Origin of the sequence: Acetivibrio clariflavus DSM 19732 (genome assembly GCF_000237085.1) — a bacterium.
Taxonomy (GTDB): Bacteria; Bacillota; Clostridia; order Acetivibrionales; family Acetivibrionaceae; genus Acetivibrio; species Acetivibrio clariflavus.
Genome location: NC_016627.1, coordinates 2,701,329 through 2,723,653, shown reverse-complemented (window position 1 = coordinate 2,723,653; position 22,325 = coordinate 2,701,329). Strand labels below are relative to the sequence as shown.

Sequence of the window (22,325 nt, the reverse complement as noted above, 5' to 3'; positions counted from 1 at the left end):
TATGGGAAAACTGGCATTTTTATTTTCCGGTCAAGGTGCGCAGTACGTAGGAATGGGTAAGCAAATAGCAGAAGAGTATAAGTCTTCTGACTCCATCTTTAATGAAGCATCGGAAGTTTTGGGGTTTGATATAAAGAAAATGATTTTTGAAGGCGATGATGAAACTTTAAAAATAACCGAAAATACTCAACCTTGCATAGTAACGACAAGCATTGCATGTCTTCAGCCGCTTTTGGAAAAGGGAATTAAACCGGATGTTGTTGCAGGTCTGAGTCTTGGGGAATATTCAGCCCATGTGGCAGCCGGTACAATGGCTTTTAGTGATGCGGTAGCCCTTGTGAGAAAAAGAGGAAAGTTTATGCAGGAAGCTGTTCCTGTAGGTGTAGGAGCAATGGCGGCTATTATTGGGCTGGACAATGAAAAAGTTATCGAATGCTGTAACAAAGCGAGAGATTTCGGAATAGTTGAACCGGCAAATTTCAATTGTCCCGGTCAGGTTGTTGTGGCTGGAGAAGTGAAAGCTGTGGAAAAAGCAATGGAAATTGCAAAAGAAGCAGGTGCTAAAAGAGCTATGCTGCTTCCTGTAAGTGCACCTTTTCACTGCAGTTTACTGAAACCTGCCGGTGAAAAACTGGCTGCAGAACTTGAAAAAATTGAGTTAAAAGATATGAATATTCCTGTAGTAACAAACGTAACTGCTGAATATATTTTAGATAAGAATAAAGTTAAGGACTTACTTATCAGGCAGGTTAGCAGTTCGGTACTTTTTGAGGAATCGATAAGGAAAATGATTGATGACGGCGTGGATACTTTTGTAGAGATTGGACCCGGAAAGACTTTGATAGGATTTGTCAAAAAAATTAATAAAGATGTAAAAACCTTAAACGTTGAGGATCTTGAATCCTTGAGCAATACTTTTAAAGAGCTTGGATACTAATATATTAGTATAGAGCAGCAGATTGTTTTATGTATTGCTAATCGCTAAAATAAATTTATATTGTATATAGTGGTGTTAAATTTATTAGTAGGTATTTGATGCGCTGAAGATGACTGGGAGATATAGGGAGTGAATATCATGCAATTAAAGGGGAAAACTGCAATTATAACAGGTTCAAGCAGAGGAATAGGAAGAGCAATTGCATTAAAACTCGGACAAATGGGTGCAAATGTAGTAATAAACGGCAGTTCGCCTTCCGAAGCCCTGAAGAAGACCGAGGAGGAATTAAAAGCAGCGGGAGTAAATGTTGTTGCCACTGTAGCTGATGTAAGAAAAATTGAAGATGTTGAAGCTATGATTAATACCGCTGTGAATACCTTCGGAAGCGTGGATATTCTTGTTAATAATGCAGGAATAACAAGAGATAAGCTTATGATGAGAATGACTGAGAGTGATTGGGATGAAGTTTTGGATGTAAATCTGAAAGGTGCATTTCTATGTACAAAAGCTGCTTCGAAAATAATGATGAAACAAAAAAGCGGTAAGATTATAAACATTACTTCTGTAGTAGGAGTAATAGGAAATCCAAGTCAGACAAATTATGCAGCTTCAAAAGCTGGATTAATTGGTCTTACAAAATCCATAGCCAAAGAACTTGCATCAAGGGGGATCAATTGCAATGCAATAGCACCGGGATTTATTGAAACTGAGATGACCGATGTATTGCCCGAGAATGTGAAAGAAAATTATTTAAATAACATTCCGCAAAAAAGGTTTGGGACGCCTGAAGATGTGGCAAATGTTGTTGGTTTTCTTGCTTCGGAAGAAGCAAATTATATAACAGGGCAAGTAATACATATTGACGGCGGTCTAGTTATGTAATAATATTTTAGTGTAGCACAATGTGGTTATTCAATATAGTTTTACATTTAGTAACTATATTTACCAAAACCCCCTGCGGAAGGAGGTGAACGATAATGTTCGAAAAAATAAAAAAGATTATTGTTGACCAATTAGGTGTTGAAGAAGATGAAATTACGATGGAATCTTCCTTCATAGATGATTTAGGTGCAGACTCACTTGATATAGTTGAGTTGATAATGGCGCTCGAAGAAGCGTTTGATCTTGAGATCCCCGATAGCGAAGCGGAGAAAATTACAACAGTTGGAGATGTTGTTGAGTACATTAAGAATAATTCATAAAAAAAGTCCCTTGATAGGGACTTTTTTATAACTACTAAGTCTCTCAGTGAATTCTTTTTGACAAAATGAAAAGTCTCAAAATTTAGGAAATCTTAAAAAATCCATGAAGAACAATTGCATAATGCTTTGACATATATTTTCATATACAAAAACAGGAGGTTTAAGTATGAAAAGACGCGTAGTTATTACAGGAATGGGTGTAGTTTCTTCGTTGGGAATAGGTGTTGACAACTTTTGGAATTCGATAAGAGAAGGAAAAAATGGCATAAGTTCAGTTACAAAAATAGATGTTTCAAATATGAATTGTAAAGTTGCAGCCGAAATTAAAGAATTTGATGCTACCCAGTTTATTGACAAAAAAGAAGCAAAGAGGATGGATAAGTATTCTCAATATGCCATATCTGCTGCAAAGATGGCTGTTGATGCATCAGGCCTTGATCTTGAAAAGATAGACAAATATAGATTTGGGGTTATTGTAGGTTCGGGTATTGGAGGAATTGAGACTTTTGAAGAACAGTTTAGAGTTTTTCTGGAAAAAGGTCCGGGAAGAGTAAGTCCATTCTTTATACCGATGATGATTGCCAACATGGCATCAGGACTTTTAGCTATGCAATTTGGAGCTAAGGGATTCAATGAGTGCGTGGTAACAGCCTGCGCTACATCAACAAATGCAATTGGAGATGCTTTTAAAGTAATACAGCGAGGCGATGCTGATATTATGATTACCGGAGGAGCTGAGGCGAGTATTACACCGGCATCCTTTGCTGGTTTTTGCTCAATGAAAGCCATGTCTACCAATGAAGATCCTTCTTGTGCATGCAGACCTTTTGATGCCGATAGGAATGGATTTGTAATGGGAGAGGGTTCCGGTATCCTTGTTTTAGAAGAATTGGAGCATGCAAAGGCCAGAGGTGCGAACATAATAGCAGAAATAGTAGGATACGGATGTACCAATGACGCATATCATATGACTGCTCCTGCTCCGGAAGGTGAAGGGGGAGCAAGATGTATGAAGATGGCAATCAATGATGCAGGAATAAGACCTGAAGACATACAATATATTAATGCTCATGGTACTTCAACCGAGTATAATGACAAGTTTGAAACAGCGGCTATTAAGACAGTGTTTGGAGAACATGCAAAGAAGCTTGCTGTAAGCTCAACTAAGTCAATGACAGGACACCTTCTTGGTGCAGCAGGTGCCGTTGAAGCTATAATAACTGCCCTTTCGATAAAAGACGGATTTTTACCTCCGACAATAAACTATAAAACACCGGATCCTGAATGTGATTTGGACTATGTACCCAATAAAGGAAGAAATGCCGATATTAATTATGCTTTATCAAATTCTTTCGGATTTGGCGGTCATAATGCGACTATTGTTTTAAAGAAATATCAAGGTTGATTTTAATCATTAGCAGCGGTATAATTCAAGGGAACGGATATTATCCGTTCCCTTGAACTGTATTTAATATTAATATCCGTACACCATAGTATATATTTTATAAACAGCTATTTTAGCCGAATTATTTATGTTGATCCATGTCCTTAGTTTTTTTCTATAGTTTAATTTATTATATTTAAAAGATTTTTCGAGAAAAATATAGATGATTTATAAAATATATAGTATAGTGTGTGGAAGAATGGAGTTGCTATGCTAAGCCGTGATGAGTTGTTAAAGAGTATTGAGGAATTGGAAAACAGAATTCAATATAAGTTTAAAGACAAGAATAATCTTATTTTGGCGCTTACACACAGTTCCTATGCCAATGAGTATAAAAATGAGAAACTTATTAGCAACGAGCGTTTGGAATTCCTTGGGGATTCGGTATTAAGCGTTATTGTAAGTGAGAATATCTATAGGAATTACGGACATTTATCGGAAGGTGAAATGACAAAATTTCGGGCTAATGTGGTGTGTGAAGCGTCATTGGAACATTGTGCCCTGAATTTAAACATAGGTAAGTATCTTTTATTGGGCAAAGGAGAAGAACTAACGGGTGGAAGGACAAGAACATCCATACTTTCCGATGCAATGGAAGCGTTAATTGGAGCAATTTATATTGATGGAGGGCTTGAGTGTGCCAGGGAATTTGTGCTCAGGCAAATGAAAAAATTTATTGTTGATTCCATTAATGGCGAGATATTTATGGATTACAAGACGCAGCTTCAGGAAATGATACAGAAACACAACGATCAGAAAGTCAGTTATGAAATAATTGAAGAAAAGGGACCTGACCACAATAAGATATTTGTCTCACAAGTAAAACTTGACGATAAGGTCATTGGAATAGGTGAGGGCCGTACAAAGAAAGAAGCAGAACAGATGGCTGCAAAGAACTTTTTGGAAAAAAACAAGTGATGTGACAGAAAATTATGCACTTTAGCGCTGAGGGGGATTAAAAATTTTGAAACATGTAATTATACCGATTTTTATACCGCATAAAGGATGTCCCTTTGACTGTATATTTTGCAATCAGAAAAAAATAAGCGGACAAATGGATGAGGTTTCAGAAAGTTCAGTGCGTGCAGTCATTGAGTCACATCTAAATACAATTTCCAGGGGTTCTTTAATTGAAATAGCTTTCTTCGGCGGAAGTTTTACCGGTATCGATAGGGAAGAACAGATTAGGTATCTTGAGATAGCCAATGAGTATATTCAAAACGGCCCTGTCGGAAGTATAAGGTTATCGACAAGGCCTGATTATATTGATGATGATATCCTGACTTATTTGAAAAAATATAATGTATCCGTTATCGAATTGGGAGTTCAAAGTCTTGACAGGGAAGTGCTTGAAAAAAGCAATAGGGGACATAGTATTGAGGATGTACTGACATCGTCAAAAAAGATAAAAGATAAAGGGTTTAGTCTTGGAATTCAAACTATGATAGGTCTTCCGGGGGATAGTTTTGAAAAGGCAGTTGATACTGCAAAGAAAGTTGTTGAATTGGCACCGGACATCGTAAGGATTTATCCCACTCTTGTTGTAAAGGGAACTTATCTGGAACGTCTGTACAATACAGGCCAGTATAAACCTTTAAGTCTTGAGGAAGCTGTTGACTTATGTGCAGTGCTTATGGAGATATATGAGAGCAATCATATAAATGTAATACGGGTTGGATTACAGCCTACTGACAATATTTGTGATGGAGGAGATGTAGTAGCCGGACCTTTTCATCCTGCAATAAGGCAGCTTGTTGAATCAAGACGAGCCCTGAAGGATATAGAAGAAATAATAGTAAAAAATAAATTGACCGGAAAGAAAACATTGGCTATACTTGCCGATAAGAAAGACGTTTCGGTCATTATTGGCCAAAAGAAGTCAAATATAAAGTATTTGAAAGAAAGGTATAACTATGAGGAGATAAAGGTTTATACCGACAGTAATAAATGTGAATGCTATGATGTTAAATATTGACACTCAAGTCTCAATAATATATCATAATATCAGTAATTTATAAATATTATTTACATTTTTTGTTTTACAATGTATAATAATTGAGATTAAAGAAGCAATTGATAGTTTGAAAGCAATGGCAGTGTATGACGATAATAAACTGCTAATGCAGAATAGAATTATATGTATTTAAATTAAAAAATGAGGCTTGGGGTCAAAGTTATGGATAAAAAAACAAAAATATATTCAATTATTATAGCAGCGAGTTATGTTTTAATAAGTCTTTTCTCAATAGCTTCAGCATTAATTTCTAAGCGAAGATTTGAGTGGACACTATTGCTGATTATTTTGGTATATTATATTTTTATACCGTTAATAACAGTAGTAGGCGGTATAGTTTGCAGTATTTTTTTTACGAAGATAAATCATTTTGTTTATTGTATAATTCTTAATTTCCTTTTGTGTTTTTTAACGGTGTTTACAATCTTCTATTTAGGAAATCTTACAAGAGACGTTGAGGTAACGGCATATTTGTTTTATTCGTTTTTTATGGCTGGTGTGATGCTGGTTTCAATTATTGCTTCCTCAATCATTCGCATGTTGTTATTAAGAAAGTAATGTGATAAATTTCTTTGTTTTTTAAGCAGTATAAACGAGGAAACATAAGTTTAGGTTGGAATGTTACAACAACAGTTTTTATTGCAGCTATGCCATTGACTACAAAAAATATTAATTTATGTTGCAAGAAATAAATGTGAACTTTATGATATAAAATATTAATTTTGTGATATTGTGGGATGTACCATTATGTTATAGAATAAACATAGAAGGAATTGTTAAAGAGAGACAGAAAAAATATTTATATATATAAAGATAGATATTAATAATTTTAAATTATATATTTTTAATTTATTGAGGAGGAAAAGTGTATGGAAGTATTAAAGGTATCAGCTCAATCTCAGCCGAAAATGGTCGCAGGAGCCTTAGCAGCTATTCTGAGAGGCAAATCAACAGCAGAGCTTCAGGCAGTGGGAGCCGCAGCAGTGAATCAAGCTATAAAAGCTATTGCAATTACAAGAGGATTTGTAGCTCCGAATGGAATTGACATCGTAACTGTTCCAGCTTTTTCATCTATTAATATCGACGGTGAAGAAAGGACAGCAATTAAGTTTTTAGTAGAACCAAGGTAAAATTTTAATAGTGTGTCTTAAGCTGTTCTATAGATAAATAGAACAGCTTTTTTATTGCATTTTACAGGTAAATATGTAATAATTAAAATACAAAAATAACTTGATATTCTAGTATGTGGATATTATAACTAATATTAAATAACAAAGATTATGTGAATCTGATTCGTTACTGGAGAGTTGGAATGGTGCTGAAATTAGGTTAATTGAAACATATAGTTTTTTATACAAAGAATTTTAATTCAATCCTTAAACATTTGTTTTTTGCATATTCACAAATTAAATCTACTGTACTGCGCCTGTTTCCGGGTTGAAGGAGAAGGTTAGGTAGAAGCCTGAACTTTAGGAAATGTTTAATATTTAAGGTTTTTTAGATAGTTTGTGTCAGTAAGTATTAATATAGGAGTGATACTATTGGAGGATTTTGATAAGTGCGAGAAATGCGGTGGAGAGATTGAATATCGCCGAGTAGATAGAGTTCATTGCTGTTTTTGTAAAAACTGCGATTGGAATTTAGTAACCACATATCTTCCGGAACTAGATGAAAATACTTATTCTATTCTTAGTTAAAAAATCAAATGTTTATACTGAAATTACAGAATTTCGAATTTTAAAATTGTATTATTTAAAGAACCTTTTTAATTGTCAAAAACCGTTTTAATTGGAGGAATTGATAAACACTGCAATAACAGCTGTATAAGACTTTATGGAAGACAAAAGTTCAATAAAAGCAGGAGAGAATATGCCGGCTCATTTACATAAGGTGCAATATCAGGAGCAATGGAAGCAGAAACGGAATGAGTACTTTCATATAAGGTCAAATAAATTCATGAAGGCGATATTATATGGATATTAATACAAATGGACAAAAATCTAATGTAGACAGAAGTGAAGAAATGGAAAATGTAAATAAGGCTGCAGAGGATTATTTAATAAAAGCCACTACAGATAGGTGGTGCTTACGTTGTGGAACAAAATTGATTTTTGATGATTATGATTCTGGATACGTGATTAGATATGAGATAAATGACTGTCTGTATGTTACATTTAGAGGTGTTTGATGCTTGTAACACAAATAAAATTAACAGTAATTTTTATGTGAGAATTGGAGGTGTGAAATGGATAATATTGTTAAAATGATGATTGATAGATTATATGAAAATGTTTATAATGATGATTTTATAAGCATTGCTTATGATATTACTGATGAATTGATAAAGTTAGAAAACTCATCTGAAGCTGTAGAACCAATAATTAAATTGATAGAATCAAATCCGGATGTTGACTTTGGAAGTCCAGGTCCTTTGGTTCATTTTTTGAGAAGTTTGATGAAAATCAATATTACAGCAAGCTAGTTGAGTCTATAAAAAGAAGTCCTACAGTACACACTTTGTTTATGCTAAATAGGATTATAAACGGCGTTGATGGTGTTAAAAAAAAGGAGTATTTGGATTTATATGATTTTGTAATTAATTCTCCAAATTTTTCGGATGAGGTAAAAAAACAGCTCAGGAATTTAGAGATTTTCATTTAGGTAAAGAAATTGATGATGATAATAGTCTATTTGAACTAAAAAATATTGAATTGGCAAAACCAGTAGAGGATCCAAAAGAATTGATTAAACTAAAAAATGTTTTGGGCCTTGAGTTATCAATAAAAGATTTATTATTTGGTTCAAAAAATTTACCTTTTGTACTTATGACTAATATACCAAACGGTATAGCAGAAACACTTGTAGAGAAATTAGGGCATTTGGGGGAGAAAATAGAGTTGAAATCCGTAAAATGAGTAATGATTAAAAAATTAGATTATTTCCTGAAGGCAAAAGTTGATATGTTCAATATATTATATTTGAAGTGATTGTAAATAGCAATAAAATGTAAACAATAAACAGATTCTTTAAAATTTAGTTGAAAATAAAATATGATTATGAAAAAAGAAGATTGGGAATCTTTAATTGTTTCAACTATCATTGGTAAAAATCAATTTTACAATAAACATTAACATGAATGCGCAAGTCGATATGATGATGGTAGTGAAGCATTAAAGTTCCGGTTTCAGAGCTTAATGATATGAAAAAAATTAAGTTTTAGTTCTCCATACTGCTTCATGGAGATGTTTTGTAAGACATAATAGATTAGGCCGGAGAATGTGCAAATATGATATTATTGAAGGATCAATGGTGAAAAATGTGAAAGGATTTTTATCTGGAAAACTGCCTATAGCTTTTGGGTATCAGATGTTTTTCCATACAGAAAAGGCAATAAACATACTTCGAAAAGGATTAAAGGGGTGATAAATACGAATAACAAATTATTTGTATTTGAAACTGATGCCGAATCTTTGTGAATGGTAAAATATAATTGACAGTTTTCGGTCAATAAGATTTTACGATTTTTACAAGTATCTGTAAATAACCATATCAGAACACTGGAAGTTCATATCTATAAAATAGTCATATCAGATAATATAAGTTCAAGTCAATAATATTCATATCAATTAAACTGTCAAAGTGAAAATAAAGGGCTTTTTCGGTATAATATTTAATTATACTGAAAGGAGCATGAACATTGAAAAAGGAAGAAGGATGGCATATGTATAGTGAAATAAAACATCTTAAGAAAATAGGGTTAAAAAAATCTCAGATTGCAAGAAAACTTGATATCAGCCGCCCTACAGTAAACAAATATCTTAATATGTCGACAGACGAGTTTGAAGAATTTATTGAAGGAATACAGGTACGTAAAAAGAAGCCCGAGCCATACAGTGCTGAAATTCTATTATGGTTAAGGGAATTCCCTGATTTATCAGCCTCACAGATTTTTGACTGGCTTGAAGAAAAGTACAAAACGCTTCCGTTTTCAGAAGAGACCTTACGACGATATATTAGATTACTAAGACAGGAGCATAATATTCATAAAACAACAAAAATACGGGAGTATGAGGGAGTTGAAGAACTGCCAATGGGAAAGCAAATGCAAGTTGATTTTGGTGAAATAAAGGTAAAAAAAGAAGATGGGAAGGATATACGTCTTTATGTAATGTGTTTTGTTTTAGCCCATTCAAGATATAAATATTGTGAATGGCAAAGCAGACCTTTTACTACTTCTGATATTATTCGAATACACGAAAATGCTTTTGAATACTATGGAGGTATGCCGGAAGAAATAGTTTACGACCAGGACCATGTAATTCTTGTAAGTGAAAACTATGGAGACTTGATATACACCCGTGAGTTTGCAGGATATCATCAAAAACGTAAGTTTAAAGTATATATGTGCCGTAAGGCGGACCCAGAAAGTAAGGGAAAAATTGAAAACGTAGTTGGTTTTGTAAAAAACAATTTTGCACGACACCGTACATTTTACAATATTGACCGTTGGAATGAGGATTGTCTTAGTTGGCTAGAAAGGCGTGGTAACGGCAAAGTACATGGAACAACAAGGAAAGTACCGGCTCAAGTATTTCTTGAAGAAAAGAAATATCTTAAACCGATACTCAGCAAAATAAAAACTAAAACTCCTTCTCTAAGTTTAACCTATCAAGTAAGAAAAGACAATACTGTTCCCATAAAAGGAAATAGATATTCTGTTCCGAAAGGAACTTACAAAGGGCCTTATACATATGTCAAAGTCAATTATATAAGTGAAACCGAATTGGTAATTATAGATATTGATACAGATAAAAAACTAGCTCAATATCAAATACCGGCAGATAAGGGAAATATACTAAAAAACAGTAACCATAAGCGAGATATTAGTGTTAAGATATCAGACCTAATAAATCAGATTGCAGATAGATTTGCTGAATCGGCAAAGGCAAAAATCTTTATGGAAAACATACAGAAAGAAAAACCTCGGCACATAAGGGATCAGCTTAATCTAATTCAATCAACCATGAAAGATAGTTCGTTAGAATCCATTAATAAAGCTCTGGAATTTTGCATAAAGAATCACCTTTACAAAGCCACTGATTTTCAAGATGCAGTAGCTCATTATGAAAAAGATAAAGCAAAATTAGATAATACAATAAGAGCAGAACTAGTACCGTTAACTCCTGACAATTTCGAAAAAATTAATATTACACCCAAAATTCGAGATATATCAGAATATATTAATGCTTTAGGGGGGAATGAGAATGCAACAATCCAAAATAGATAATATTGAAACTATGCTTAAAACGGTAAATTTACACCATATTGCAGTACAAATTAAAGATATATTCAATCAAGCAATAAACGAGTCAATATCCTATGAAAAGTTTCTTGAAGAACTTCTCAAATGCGAGATAAAAGGTAGAGAAGAGAAACGATTTGAAAGGAGATTAAAACATGCTGAGTTTCCTGAATATAAAACTCTTGATGAATTTGACCTAAAAGAACAGACTACTTTAAGCAAGAAACAATTTAACCAGCTTAGAGAATTAAGCTGGATTGAGCAGGGCTATAATTTAATTCTGCTCGGACCTACAGGAGTAGGTAAAACGTTTCTTTCTATAGGTTTAGGCGTAGAAGCCATTAATTGTGGATACAAAGTTCACTTTATAACCATGCATGATTTAATACATATATTAAAAACTCAGGAGATATTAAGAACTTCCAGGACAAGATACCAACGTATTGTTGATTCTGATTTGGTAATAATCGATGACTTAATGTTTATAGCGATGGAAAAACATGAAGCTAATCTGTTCTTTCAGCTTATTAACAAACTATATGGGCAATCCTCAATTATTATTACTTCAAACAAAGGACCTGAAGACTGGGGGGAACTTTTAGGCGCCCCGGCAATCACTACAGCAATATTAGATCGAATTGTCCATAAGTGCCAAGTGCTAAATCTTGACGGAGAAAGTTATAGGCTAAAACATCGACAAACCATATTTGGTAATAATTAGGTGTAAAAAATTATTGACCGAAAATTGTAAAAAGTTACTTGACATTCACACCATCCCACCCAAGTGGTGTTCCAACTACTTGTCTAAAACCTCCTGCTAATAAACAATGAGAAACAAATTCTGTACAGCCAGGACTAACATTGGTGAATGGAACATTCTGTCCGCCAGAGGCAGGGTCTACTTTTGAGGAATTTGTTGTTGCATAAGTAATTGCATTCTGTCGCCTTGTTGATAAACTAGTTATAGTCAATCCATAATTGCTGATTAATTTTTGGTTTGCTGAACTGGTATTTTCCTGCAAACTTTTTAACAGTGTCTGGTAATTTTGGTGAAAATGAGTTATGTTATCCAGCGGCTTATAAATATAAAAAGTATCAAGCTAGTCCAATTGTTGTTTCTGGAATAAGTGAGGGAAATAAAAGAATGTTATCTTCTAATTACTCTCTTGATGTCGATGTATGTGCGCCAGCTAAAATGGTTCTTTCCACTTACCCAAAAGAACTAGATGTTGATTATAACCGATTTGAAGGTGATAATATTAATTATGATGGCTATGTATTTTGCGAAGGCACATCCTATGCAGGTGCATATGTTTCGGGTTTGGCAGCGATTTTAAAGGCATTTGACAAGAGTTTAGACAATAATTACTTGAAAGAAATTATTATATCAGGATGTGAGGATATTGGAGATGAAGGAAAAGATGAGAACTTCGGTTATGGATTAATAAACTTTAGCAAAAGCTTGTATACTCCGCGTATGAGAATAGAATGTGATGATATCATTGAAGAAAACGAGGAACTGAATTGTTTAATTTCACTTGTGGATTATCAAGGATAGATAATTGAAACAGTTTCAAGTGATGTATATAATGAAGGCCAGACAGAATTACAAATAAGTATTAGAGAATATTTAGATGATAATGATATCTACATTTTAAAAGATCATACTGTATCAGAAATGGTATATGGTACTTTGAGCGTTATAAAGAAAATTAATAAGGTGGGTTTGTATGATATTTTAGTTGACAGTAAAAATCATAGTTTTGTAAAGAATAGAAAAAAGATTATTGTTAGACCAAGTCCTGTAATACCTTCTCTACCTTCAGGTGTTTATAGCCAAAGTATAAAAGTATCATTACAGTGTATGTCGCCTTCTTCGCAAATATATTATACATATGGAGATATTCCAGTTGTAATATCTAACAAGATTAATCCTTTAGCATTAAAGTATACATCAGAAATTCCAATTGATAGTTCTTGTAAATTGAATGTTGTAGCTGTAAAACAGGATATTATAAGTAGTGTAAATACTTTTATCTATTCAATTAGTAAATCAAGCAATAATAAAAGCAATGCACAAAGAATAGCTCATGCTATTTTAAATACTAATCCTATAGTTGAAATTTCAAAAGATAGTAGTATTGAGATTACGAAAAGCAATATAATTATTAGTGCGGAGAGAGAAATGGCATTATTTAAATTAGATAACAGTACTGATAATAAAGCTTTAAGGTTTGTGTTATCTAATAGTATCATAAAGGAATTTGTTGACAAGGATTATACGTTTTGTATAGATTGTAATGATATAAAAATTGGTATACCTAATAATAAACTAAAAGAACTTTTAAGTTATGACAAAGTTGAAATTAACATTGATAAAGAGGATTTATTCGATGGTGAAAAGCCGATTTTTTCATATTGTATTAAAGTAACAGGAGATGGCGATTTAATTAATGTTAATAATTTAATGGATCTGTTCGTAATGTTAGAAGAGGATATGAACATAAATCAACTAGCATTGTATTATTTAGATAAAGATAATAACTTAAGAAGTTGCAATAATTACTTTTTGTTCCAGAACACATTGTATTTCCGTTTATTAATAACATCAAGTTTATTGCATTAAATAAAACACACAATTTCAAAGATATAAAAAATGAGGAACTAGATAATTGTGTAAACTTTTTGTGGATTAGGGGAATAGTAAATGGAGTTGATAGTGAACACTTTCAACCGGATAAAAAAATTACAAGAGCTGAGTTTGCTGTACTTTTAAACAGATATTTAGATATTCAATGTGCTGAGGAAAACATGAAGAATCCTTTTAAAGATATATATGCCGATGACTGGTACTATGAAGATTTAATTAAGCTTAATTCAGTAAATATTATGAATGGTGTAAGCAAAGATGAAATTTATCCTAATGGATATTTAGAAAGACAAGATATGGTCATTTTATTTGTTAAAGCATATATTAACTATTTCGGGGCTGAAGACATTACTAGTGATTTATATTCTGAGGTAAAATTTAAAGATGAACATGAAATAAGCGACTATGCAAAACAATACATTGAAATAGCAAGAAATATTGGCATAATTGAATGCAATGACAAAAATAAGGAGTTTAAACCGAGGAGTTATGTTAAAAGAGATGAAGCAATAAAAATGATGTATGAGTTTGTAATAAACACATTACATCTCAAATACTTAGAATAATAAACATATTAGTATTTAGTAAATTCAAATAAAGATCACAAGAAAAATTCTTGTGATCTTTATTTGAACTTTTTGTTATAAAAAGTAATCTATATATATAGATTCAAATTTTATTAAAGGAGATAAAGGAATTGGAAGAGTCATTAATGGTTAAGGAACCTCCTGTAGGAAAGAATATAAAAAAAATGTTTGAGAAAAATTTTACTGAGAAAAAACATGTTTACATTAAAGTTGCGTATTCAATTTTATACGATGAGGAAGATGCGAAAGATGTATTGCAGGAGGCTTATTGTGAGGCATTAAAACACATTAAAGATTTAAGAGATTATAACAGTTTTGATATTTGGTTTTATAAAATTTTAATAAATAAGTGCAAACAAATGTATAAAAAAGCGAAATATAGAACTAAACAGTTACCAATAGACGAGAGTACACCGCCTACAGATGCAATGTTCTCAAAAACGAGAATAGACGAGAAAATAATACTAAAAGATATTATTTTTAATCTATCCAATGAGCATAGGGAAATAATAATATTAAAATACTTTCAAGGCTTTTCTTTAAAAGAAATAAGTGAAATAACCGATTTGCCTTTAGGAACTGTAAAATCAAGATTATTTTATGCTGTGGAAAAAATTAGAAAATATTATTTATGAGAGGGTGTATATTATGAAATGTGAAGAGGTTAAGGAATATATTTGGTTAGAAGATGAAATATCGGAAGCTCAATTGGATTCTATGAAACTTCACATACAGAAATGCGAAGAATGTAGAAAAGAATATAGTATAAAAAAAGCCTTTGAAAGTGATGTTAATAGTACTGACTATAGAGTAAATATTGATGACATGATTTTTAGTCGAAGAGTATTACCTAAAGCAATTAAGAAAAATATTGTCTCTATTGCCGCTTCATTTACAATTATATTTACTGTTGGTTTTATAGCCCTTAGCGAACCGGTTTTTGGATATAATTTTGGTGCGAGGATATCAAATATAATTAGTTCATTTAGAAATAGTTTCGGAAGGGAATTTGTTGCTGGTAAAGAATTAGTGGGCAGTGGAGAGACGTTTGTAATTGAAGGTATAAAACTGGATATTAAGTCTATAGCATATAGTAAGTCAGATTTGTCTATTTTTTTTACTTTGGAAGATACAAAAAACATAAACAATGGCTGTCAATTTGGTAATATTCTAATAACGGTGGATAATGAACCTTGTTCTTATCAGGGAAATTACGGACAAAATTATACTGAAAATATATCTTTTGGAGACTTTAATATTTCTTTGAAGGATGATAAGGTGCCAAATGAAGTACAATTGAAAATTTATGATATATATGTAGAGGAAAATGCTTTTAATAAATTATTGGTAGATAACGGAGAACAAGCTAGCAAAGGAAAAACCAGAGTAATTGAAGGTGAATGGATTATTCCGATTAAATTGGATGAAGCACTAATTGAAAACGCTAATAAGCACTTTGCAAAATATAAGTTAGATTATGTATTTAATTGTAATGATTTCAGTGTAAAATTTACTGAATTAACAGTAGAGGCGTCTAAATCTGAAATATTTCATGAGCTTAAAATAAATAATGAAAGTTCAAAGGAAGTTGTTGGATTCAGTAATGTCGAAATATATTCAAAAGAAGGAAAGTCTATATCAAAAATGACCTACAAAAATGGACGGTATATTTATAAAGATCAAAATAATGAGATTAAAGAGGTAACTTACAGGCACAGTTTTCCTTCTTCAACAATTATGCTTCCTTTTGAAAATGTTAACCCGGGTAAAATAAAAATACTGTCTTATACAACCTATGAGAAGCTTGGCAGTATAGATTTGGATTTGAAAAATTTAAAAGGAAAACTGGAGCAGCATACGGACCTTGGAGACTTATCCGTAAAAGTAGATAAGGTATCTAAACACAGGTATTTATTGGATATATCATTTAAATCCCGTAAAATAACACCGATTGATATGAAGCTGATATCAGAAGAACAAGTATTAGATTATAAAGATTATTCTATTGGTGGAAGAGAATACTCTGAGGGAAATATTGAGGGGAATTTTGCAAGTGTTAATCAATCCTATGAAATAAACTCATTAAGTAATAAGTATAAGCTTGAAATTTGGGGACACAGGGATAATAAAATAGATATTGAAATCCCTATAAATTAATATGTTAATTACTTGTTTAGTAATATAGAAATTAAGATAAAATAACTAGTATTTTTATAATAAAAATCTTAATTGGACTTGCCTAAATATGGGTGGTGCCTCCAAATAGTAAATTATTAAAAGGCCCTGAGAATGAGGGCTTTTTTTAATGCATAGCCGGTTGAATTTTTTTATATTTTCCCTTCAGCGTATTGCAAATATATATAAGTGTAGTGTTTAGGTAATTTTCTAATTCAATGGTCTATAATGGTATATAAGTAAGCGTCAAAGTGTGTCCTGAAGATGAATTGCGACAAAAGGAGGGTGAATAAACGCAATTAATTATGCTTTGTAGGAGATGAGAGTAGGCCTCTCGAAATCGGCATTCAGGTGCAAGTTTCAAACTGCCTGTTGGTGCTGCAGTCAAAAGCTGTGGTATTGAGCGTGACAGGAAAAGGTTGTTTAATGTAAAATAAAAATGGACAAAAGTGAAAAAAGAATTCCCCACTTTTGCAATTAATAAATCCCCAGAAATAAAAAAAGCCATTGAAGGCACCACCATTTAAATTTATCCTTGTATTAGAGACCATTCTTTTACAAGGAGGAACTGGAGGATGCTATCAATGACTCAAAAAATCATATCAGAAAAATGTATTATGAACAAGGTATAAGCATTAGTCAAATTTCTAGGGAAACCAACTTTGATAGAAAAACTATAAGAAAGTATATAGACAAAACAGATTGGAATGAATATCCCATTGATAAAAGTGTAAAAAGAGGAAGGCCAGAAAAACTTAAACCTTTTAAGGATACCATAGACAAGTGGCTTATGGAAGATAAGACAGCAAGAAGAAAACAGAGACATACTGCAAAACGTATTTTTGAAAGATTAACTGAAATATATAAAGATGACTTTGATTGTTGTTACAAGACAGTATCAAATTATGTTAGAAGGAGGAAAAAAGAAATATATGCAAAATCATATGGGCACCTGCCTTTGGAACATAGGCCAGGAGAAGCTCAGGTAGACTTTGGTGAAGCAGACTTCTATCTAAACGATAGATTATACAATGGTTACTACATAAATATTTCATTCCCATACAGCAATCAAGGATATACTCAGCTTTTCAAAGGTCAAAATCAGGAATGCCTTTTTGAAGGACTTATCAATATATTTAAGCATATTCAGGGAGTACCCTATAGGATATGGTTTGATAATGCTAGCACTATAGTTGCAAAAGTATTAAAAGGAGGCGATAGAGATTTAACAGATGATTTTTTGAGGTTTAAAGAACACTACAACTTTGAAGCTGTGTTTTGTAATCCTAACTCTGGTCATGAGAAGGGATCAGTTGAGTCAAAAGTGGGATATCACAGAAGGAACATGTTTGTTCCTGTACCTAAAATAACTAATCTGGAAGAATTCAATAAAGAACTTTTAATAAAATGTGATAATGATGCTGATAGAGAACATTATCGAAAAGGAGTAAAAATATCAGAATTGCATATTGAAGATAGAAAATCATTAATACCACTACCAACTGTAGAATTTGATACAGGAAAATATTTAACTGTAAAAACAAATGGGTGTGGGAAATTTACACTAAATAATGGAATCCACGAATATTCTACATCTCCTAAATATGCAAATGAAAAAATTAATATCAAGATAACAGCTAATGAGGTAATTATACTTGATGAAAACTACAGAGAAACAATCAAACATACTCGACTATATGGTGATACTAAGCAGGAGAGCATGCAATGGCTTCCCTATCTTAATACTCTAGCCAAAAGACCTGGAGCATTGAAATATACTGGAATATATACTATGCTGCCACATCCTATGAAAGAGTATATAGAAACTTGTTCGAGACCTGAAAGGGGAAGAATTCTTCAAACCATAGCAACGATATGTGAGAAATCAAACTTTGAAACAGCAGTAAAAGCAGTAAGTGAAGCTCTTTTGTATGGAGCAGCGGATGCAGATAGCTTGACAGCTCTTTTCAGCAGGCTAAATACTCCTGAACTTGATCTAAAACCTGCTAGAGTACCAGAGGGTATACCAAAACTTAAAAAGGTTGTTACCGATGTTTCTGCATATGATGCTTTGATAAAGGAAGCAGGTGGTAGTTTATGCTAAGTCTTGAAATAGCAGATTGCTGTAAGGCATTAAAAATTAGTCAAAACATGGTGGAAAACAGTCAAAAGATAACTGCGGACAGTCATCAAGAATACTTACTCAAATTATTGAAGCTTGAGATAGAGCACCGAGAAAAGACCAGACAAAATAGGCTGATAAAGAGTGCAGGATTTTATACAATGAAATCCTTGGAAGCGTTTAAATTTGACGAAGTTACTGTTCCTGCGAGTATAATATTGATTATTTAAGAAAATGTGAATTCATAAGAGACAAGAGCAATCTAATGTTTTATGGGAATGTGGGAACTGGAAAAACTCATTTAGCAACGGCTATAGGTATAGAAGCATGTAAGCTAGGTAAATCAGTAAAGTTCTTCAGGACAGCCGCTTTAGTAAACAAGCTTTCAGAGGCAAAGAAAGCCAAAGAACTTTCGGGATTTATCAAGCAATTATGAAAAATGATCTTTTGATATTTGATGAATGGGGGTATATTCCTCTAGACAGAGATGGTTCACAGCTTTTATTCGAGATAATATCTGAATGCTATGAGAGAAAGAGCATAATCATCACAACCAACATAGAATTTTCAAGATGGACTAATGTGCTCTATGATGAACAAATGACAGGAGCGCTCATAGACAGATTGCTACATCATTGTCACTTGGTTCTTTCCACAGTTAGTTGAAATGAACGAGAAAACATGATACAATAAATAAAAATTAAACAAAAGAAAAGGGACTAGCTATACTATGGATGAATTTATTAAACAATTAGATCCAAACTTAGATTACATTAATCATGAAATAAATGATGGCAAATGTTATATAACAGTAGCTTCTAACCGCAAAGAGGTAACATGTCCGTTTTGCGGCCGATCATCATCCAGAATACATTCCACATATAACAGAACCTTTCAGGATCTTCCAATACAAGGTAATAAGGTATTTATTATTATACGTAACAGAAAAATGTTTTGTGATAATTATGATTGTAAACATACTACTTTTGCAGAAAGGTTTGATTTTATCTCCTATAAAGCTAAGAAAACCCGTCGCCTTGAGGATGCAATTGTACGGCTGTCAATAAATTGCAGTTCTATTGCAGCATCAAAAGCTCTAAAGGAAAATGTCGTAGATATCGGTAAAAGTACAGTTTGCAATCTCTTAAAAAAAAGAAAAACCAGTTGCTGACAAAAAGACAGTAACAGCTGTTTGCATTGATGATTTTGCAATTAAAAAGCGTAAAAGCTACGGAACAATTATGGTAGATATTATTACGCATCAAATACTTGATATGATTGACTCAAGAGAATATAAGACAGTTTGCGAGTGGTTAAAAACATATCCCAATCTTCGTGTGATATCAAGAGATGGATCTGTTACCTATAATAATGCAATTACAAATGCACATCCGGAAGCTTTACAAATAAGTGATCGTTTTCATTTACTTAAGAATCTGACTTCCTATGTAACGGAGTATCTGAAAAAGAGGTTGAAACCGCAAATTTCAATACAAGCTGTCAGTCAGGAAACTAAAGAGGTGGAAACGATTAAAGAGGCGGATGAAAACAGAAAACTTACACTGAAAGAAAAATATGAAAAGATAAAGCAACTTTTATTAGAAGGAAGATGTAAAACAGAAATTTGCCGAAGCTTAAATATGGATATACGAGCTTATGATAAGCTAATAGCAATGACTCCTGAAGAAAGGGAAGCCTCATTCCAGACAAAAAATATGATCATACATGAAGAAAAAGTAAAGCAAAAAATGGAACGTGTGAATGAGGTGCGGGAATTAAAGAGAATAGGCTTGAGTAATAGAGAGATATCTAGGCGTACTGGACTTAATAGAAATACAGTTAGTAGATATCTTGATGAAAACTTTAATCCGATCCATGCATCTTATGGCAAAAAAAGAAATGGGAAACTGACACCATATATAAAAGAGATTAACGAATACCTTGAGAAAGGGGTTATGGGTTCATATATTGAGGAAAAGATACGAGAAATGGGATATGAGGGTTCAGCATCAACTGTGCGACAATATATAACAGACTGGAAGAAACGGAGAAAAAATATTTCGATAGAAGTAGAGAAAATGGAATAAAAACAGAAATAATAAAAAGAGAAAATATATTAAAGATATTGTACTACCCAATAGAAAAAGTAAAATTAATCAGTGAGAAACAATTTAAAATAATATGCAAAGAATATCCGTTTTTTGAGAAGATATATAAAATAACATGGGAATTTAAGAGTATATTAACTAATAAAAATATTGATGCTTTGGATAAATGGATAGAGAGAGCCAAAAATCTAAACATACCGGAGATAAACAGTTTTATAAATGGAGTTGAAAGAGATATGAAAGCTGTAAGGAATGCTATAGAATATGAATATAGTAATGGGCTTGTAGAAGGGTGTATTAATAAACTTAAGGTAATAAAACGAATTATGTATGGCCGTTGTAGTTTTGAAACATTAAAGACCAAAATTCTCCGGCTGGAAAAAATAAGGTTATTCAACTAACTGTGGAAAGAACCAAATTTTTATTGACATTTACAATGGAGGAAAGCCAACACCAAGAAGATATATTACTAAAGATGGAATTACTGAATCATCTGTTATGATGTTTTTACCACTGGCAGATATAGATTCATCAAATTTAAGACGGAACTATTTGATCTTTAATAAGGCTAATCTAATACCCGCTAATTTGTTGCCAATTGCAGAAGCACCAAGAATGCATCAAATCTGTATTTCACTGTATGGAGAAGATGCCGGATCAGTATATCATTGGTTTGCAGACCATGAAGATGAAGAAATAATCCCATCTTATGAATATATGTACCTAATTGCAGATAGCTTTACAGAGTTTATTAATTGCTTATTTGATCCGAATAAAAGAAATATTTGATTAAGCTTGGTGATTTATGTTGCTGGTGAAAATGTAGCCATCGTTTGCTAGTTATAATATTAGCTTTAATAAATTATAGGAGGGTAAATATGGAAGATCGTCTTTCTAAGATTTCACAGCTTGAAAAGAAATATGAATTTGTACTTCCTCTTGATTATAAAGAATTTATATCAAATCATAATGGTGAAGATTTAGAAAGAGATACATTTTATTTTAGGAATTCTTGGGGTGAGGAAGAAGATTCTGTAGTGCATTACTTTTTTTTAATTGATAGTGAAAATGATTATGATGATTTTGAGTCCGAATATGAATTTTGGGTTGTAGATGAAAGATTACCGAAAGATGTTATACCAATTGCTAGAGATCCATTCGGTAACTTGATTTGCATATCGGTTTCAGAAGACAGCTATGGTAAAGTCTTATTTTGGGATCATGAAAAGGACGATGATGAGTGCTTTAGTATAATTGCAGACAGTTTTACGGAGTTTTATAACATGTTAGAATAACCTTTGCACATCTATGGGCTGATATATAAAACCTAATTTGTGTCAAATGGCATTTGATTATTTTGATGGAGCTGTTGAATCTGTGTTTTGACATTTAATTGTTTTTTCTTCTGTACGTTCATACTTATCTATACCAATTTTTGCAGTTACTTCAGCTTCCATCAACTTTTTTAGTATTAAAGCTATCAAATCTCTCATGAAATCTCCATCTTTTACACATACATAATACTTGAAAATTTCTTCGATTAGTGGCATTGTATTTTTTATAGCCACGATATGACCTCCTCTACTTTTCTTTTGGGTTAACATAGTAGAAAATCATATCGTGGTTTTATTTTCAAGGATCAATATCTTCCATCAATTTTAAGCCATAAATTTTACACCATTATTTAAGACTATAACTTTTCTATTTATAATATGGTATTTGATTTTACACCTATGTAAAATTTTATGAGTAAAAAACTTGAATTATTATAATTAAATTGGTAT

At 32.4% G+C, this 22,325-nt stretch carries 27 protein-coding genes and 2 pseudogenes; 27 read left to right on the top strand and 2 right to left on the bottom strand.

From position 1 onward, the window contains the following. Position 1 precedes the first annotated feature (1 nt). From fabD to istB, 14 genes are all read left to right on the top strand, one after another. Complete coding sequence (gene fabD, locus CLOCL_RS11580; protein WP_014255525.1) at positions 2–937, top strand: ACP S-malonyltransferase; 936 nt, start codon at positions 2–4, stop codon at positions 935–937. Between the two features lie 138 nt (positions 938–1,075). Continuing rightward, positions 1,076–1,819 carry a 3-oxoacyl-[acyl-carrier-protein] reductase gene (gene fabG, locus CLOCL_RS11575; protein ID WP_014255524.1) on the top strand — a complete coding sequence of 248 codons (744 nt, stop codon included), beginning with the start codon at positions 1,076–1,078 and terminating at the stop codon, positions 1,817–1,819. Between the two features lie 95 nt (positions 1,820–1,914). After that, entirely contained in the window at positions 1,915–2,139 is a 225-nt protein-coding gene (acpP, locus tag CLOCL_RS11570; protein ID WP_014255523.1) for an acyl carrier protein, read from the top strand. Between the two features lie 166 nt (positions 2,140–2,305). Beyond that, positions 2,306–3,544, top strand: a complete 1,239-nt coding sequence (fabF, locus tag CLOCL_RS11565) for a beta-ketoacyl-ACP synthase II (protein ID WP_014255522.1) — start codon at positions 2,306–2,308, stop codon at positions 3,542–3,544. Positions 3,545–3,793: 249 nt separating this feature from the next. Next, a complete protein-coding gene (gene rnc / locus CLOCL_RS11560; RefSeq protein WP_014255521.1) occupies positions 3,794–4,501 on the top strand; it encodes a ribonuclease III in 708 nt (235 codons plus the stop codon). 46 nt (positions 4,502–4,547) lie between these two features. Then, positions 4,548–5,558, top strand: coding sequence for an elongator complex protein 3 (locus CLOCL_RS11555; RefSeq protein WP_014255520.1), 1,011 nt, complete (start codon positions 4,548–4,550; stop codon positions 5,556–5,558). Positions 5,559–5,759: 201 nt separating this feature from the next. Beyond that, positions 5,760–6,155 carry a hypothetical protein gene (locus CLOCL_RS11550; protein WP_027621328.1) on the top strand — a complete coding sequence of 132 codons (396 nt, stop codon included), beginning with the start codon at positions 5,760–5,762 and terminating at the stop codon, positions 6,153–6,155. A 311-nt stretch (positions 6,156–6,466) separates the two neighbouring features. Beyond that, positions 6,467–6,727, top strand: coding sequence for a stage V sporulation protein S (locus CLOCL_RS11545; RefSeq protein ID WP_014255518.1), 261 nt, complete (start codon positions 6,467–6,469; stop codon positions 6,725–6,727). 411 nt (positions 6,728–7,138) lie between these two features. Next, a complete protein-coding gene (locus tag CLOCL_RS22560) occupies positions 7,139–7,294 on the top strand; it encodes a hypothetical protein (RefSeq protein WP_169313382.1) in 156 nt (51 codons plus the stop codon). Positions 7,295–7,569: 275 nt separating this feature from the next. Further along, on the top strand, positions 7,570–7,785 hold the full coding sequence (locus CLOCL_RS11540; RefSeq protein ID WP_014255517.1) for a hypothetical protein: 216 nt from the start codon (positions 7,570–7,572) through the stop codon (positions 7,783–7,785). A 57-nt stretch (positions 7,786–7,842) separates the two neighbouring features. After that, the gene (locus CLOCL_RS11535) at positions 7,843–8,079 is read left to right on the top strand and encodes a hypothetical protein (protein ID WP_027621327.1); all 237 of its coding nucleotides are present in this window, start codon (positions 7,843–7,845) and stop codon (positions 8,077–8,079) included. Positions 8,080–8,308: 229 nt separating this feature from the next. After that, on the top strand, positions 8,309–8,512 hold the full coding sequence (locus CLOCL_RS22175; RefSeq protein WP_144687050.1) for a hypothetical protein: 204 nt from the start codon (positions 8,309–8,311) through the stop codon (positions 8,510–8,512). 782 nt (positions 8,513–9,294) lie between these two features. After that, positions 9,295–10,884 carry an IS21 family transposase gene (gene istA / locus CLOCL_RS11525; RefSeq protein ID WP_144687005.1) on the top strand — a complete coding sequence of 530 codons (1,590 nt, stop codon included), beginning with the start codon at positions 9,295–9,297 and terminating at the stop codon, positions 10,882–10,884. After that, positions 10,862–11,620: an IS21-like element helper ATPase IstB gene (gene istB / locus CLOCL_RS11520; protein ID WP_014254989.1), complete on the top strand. Its 759-nt coding sequence runs from the start codon at positions 10,862–10,864 to the stop codon at positions 11,618–11,620. Before istA (CLOCL_RS11525) ends, istB begins: the two co-directional genes overlap by 23 nt. Positions 11,621–11,654: 34 nt before the next feature. Here the strand turns inward: istB and CLOCL_RS23805 are convergent, their stop codons facing one another. After that, on the bottom strand, positions 11,655–11,870 hold the full coding sequence (locus tag CLOCL_RS23805; RefSeq protein WP_420805132.1) for an amidase domain-containing protein: 216 nt from the start codon (positions 11,868–11,870) through the stop codon (positions 11,655–11,657). Positions 11,871–11,932: 62 nt separating this feature from the next. Here CLOCL_RS23805 and CLOCL_RS11515 point away from each other — a divergent pair, with 62 nt between their 5' ends. The 13 genes and pseudogenes from CLOCL_RS11515 (at position 11,933) to CLOCL_RS11460 (ending at position 21,836) form a co-directional block, all read left to right on the top strand. Then, complete coding sequence (locus CLOCL_RS11515) at positions 11,933–12,457, top strand: S8 family serine peptidase (protein WP_169313381.1); 525 nt, start codon at positions 11,933–11,935, stop codon at positions 12,455–12,457. 168 nt (positions 12,458–12,625) lie between these two features. Next, positions 12,626–13,525 (top strand): chitobiase/beta-hexosaminidase C-terminal domain-containing protein, encoded by a 900-nt coding sequence (locus CLOCL_RS11510; RefSeq protein ID WP_041715121.1) that lies wholly within the window; start codon positions 12,626–12,628, stop codon positions 13,523–13,525. Positions 13,526–13,584: 59 nt separating this feature from the next. Continuing rightward, positions 13,585–14,115 carry an S-layer homology domain-containing protein gene (locus CLOCL_RS11505; protein WP_014255514.1) on the top strand — a complete coding sequence of 177 codons (531 nt, stop codon included), beginning with the start codon at positions 13,585–13,587 and terminating at the stop codon, positions 14,113–14,115. A gap of 131 nt (positions 14,116–14,246) precedes the next feature. Then, a complete protein-coding gene (locus CLOCL_RS11500) occupies positions 14,247–14,771 on the top strand; it encodes an RNA polymerase sigma factor (protein WP_014255513.1) in 525 nt (174 codons plus the stop codon). A gap of 13 nt (positions 14,772–14,784) precedes the next feature. Further along, the gene (locus CLOCL_RS11495; protein ID WP_014255512.1) at positions 14,785–16,293 is read left to right on the top strand and encodes a zf-HC2 domain-containing protein; all 1,509 of its coding nucleotides are present in this window, start codon (positions 14,785–14,787) and stop codon (positions 16,291–16,293) included. A gap of 628 nt (positions 16,294–16,921) precedes the next feature. Continuing rightward, on the top strand, positions 16,922–18,415 hold the full coding sequence (gene istA / locus CLOCL_RS11490) for an IS21 family transposase (RefSeq protein ID WP_014255511.1): 1,494 nt from the start codon (positions 16,922–16,924) through the stop codon (positions 18,413–18,415). After that, positions 18,409–18,663: a hypothetical protein gene (locus tag CLOCL_RS23230; protein ID WP_245532787.1), complete on the top strand. Its 255-nt coding sequence runs from the start codon at positions 18,409–18,411 to the stop codon at positions 18,661–18,663. The genes istA (CLOCL_RS11490) and CLOCL_RS23230 overlap by 7 nt, the downstream gene beginning before the upstream one ends. A gap of 35 nt (positions 18,664–18,698) precedes the next feature. Beyond that, positions 18,699–19,099: pseudogene (locus CLOCL_RS23965) on the top strand (ATP-binding protein). A gap of 64 nt (positions 19,100–19,163) precedes the next feature. Further along, positions 19,164–19,604 carry an ISL3 family transposase gene (locus CLOCL_RS11480; protein WP_027621322.1) on the top strand — a complete coding sequence of 147 codons (441 nt, stop codon included), beginning with the start codon at positions 19,164–19,166 and terminating at the stop codon, positions 19,602–19,604. A gap of 25 nt (positions 19,605–19,629) precedes the next feature. Further along, the gene (locus tag CLOCL_RS21630; protein ID WP_420805131.1) at positions 19,630–20,520 is read left to right on the top strand and encodes a transposase; all 891 of its coding nucleotides are present in this window, start codon (positions 19,630–19,632) and stop codon (positions 20,518–20,520) included. A 38-nt stretch (positions 20,521–20,558) separates the two neighbouring features. Next, complete coding sequence (locus CLOCL_RS23220; RefSeq protein ID WP_245532785.1) at positions 20,559–20,942, top strand: transposase; 384 nt, start codon at positions 20,559–20,561, stop codon at positions 20,940–20,942. Positions 20,943–20,958: 16 nt separating this feature from the next. Then, entirely contained in the window at positions 20,959–21,330 is a 372-nt protein-coding gene (locus CLOCL_RS11465; protein ID WP_081467043.1) for an SMI1/KNR4 family protein, read from the top strand. Between the two features lie 89 nt (positions 21,331–21,419). Next, positions 21,420–21,836 (top strand): SMI1/KNR4 family protein, encoded by a 417-nt coding sequence (locus CLOCL_RS11460; protein ID WP_014255510.1) that lies wholly within the window; start codon positions 21,420–21,422, stop codon positions 21,834–21,836. 102 nt (positions 21,837–21,938) lie between these two features. On the opposite strand, the pseudogene CLOCL_RS11455 reads toward CLOCL_RS11460, so the two are convergent. Continuing rightward, positions 21,939–22,109: pseudogene (locus CLOCL_RS11455) on the bottom strand (transposase); the annotation flags it as partial. Between the last annotated feature and the right edge of the window lie 216 nt (positions 22,110–22,325).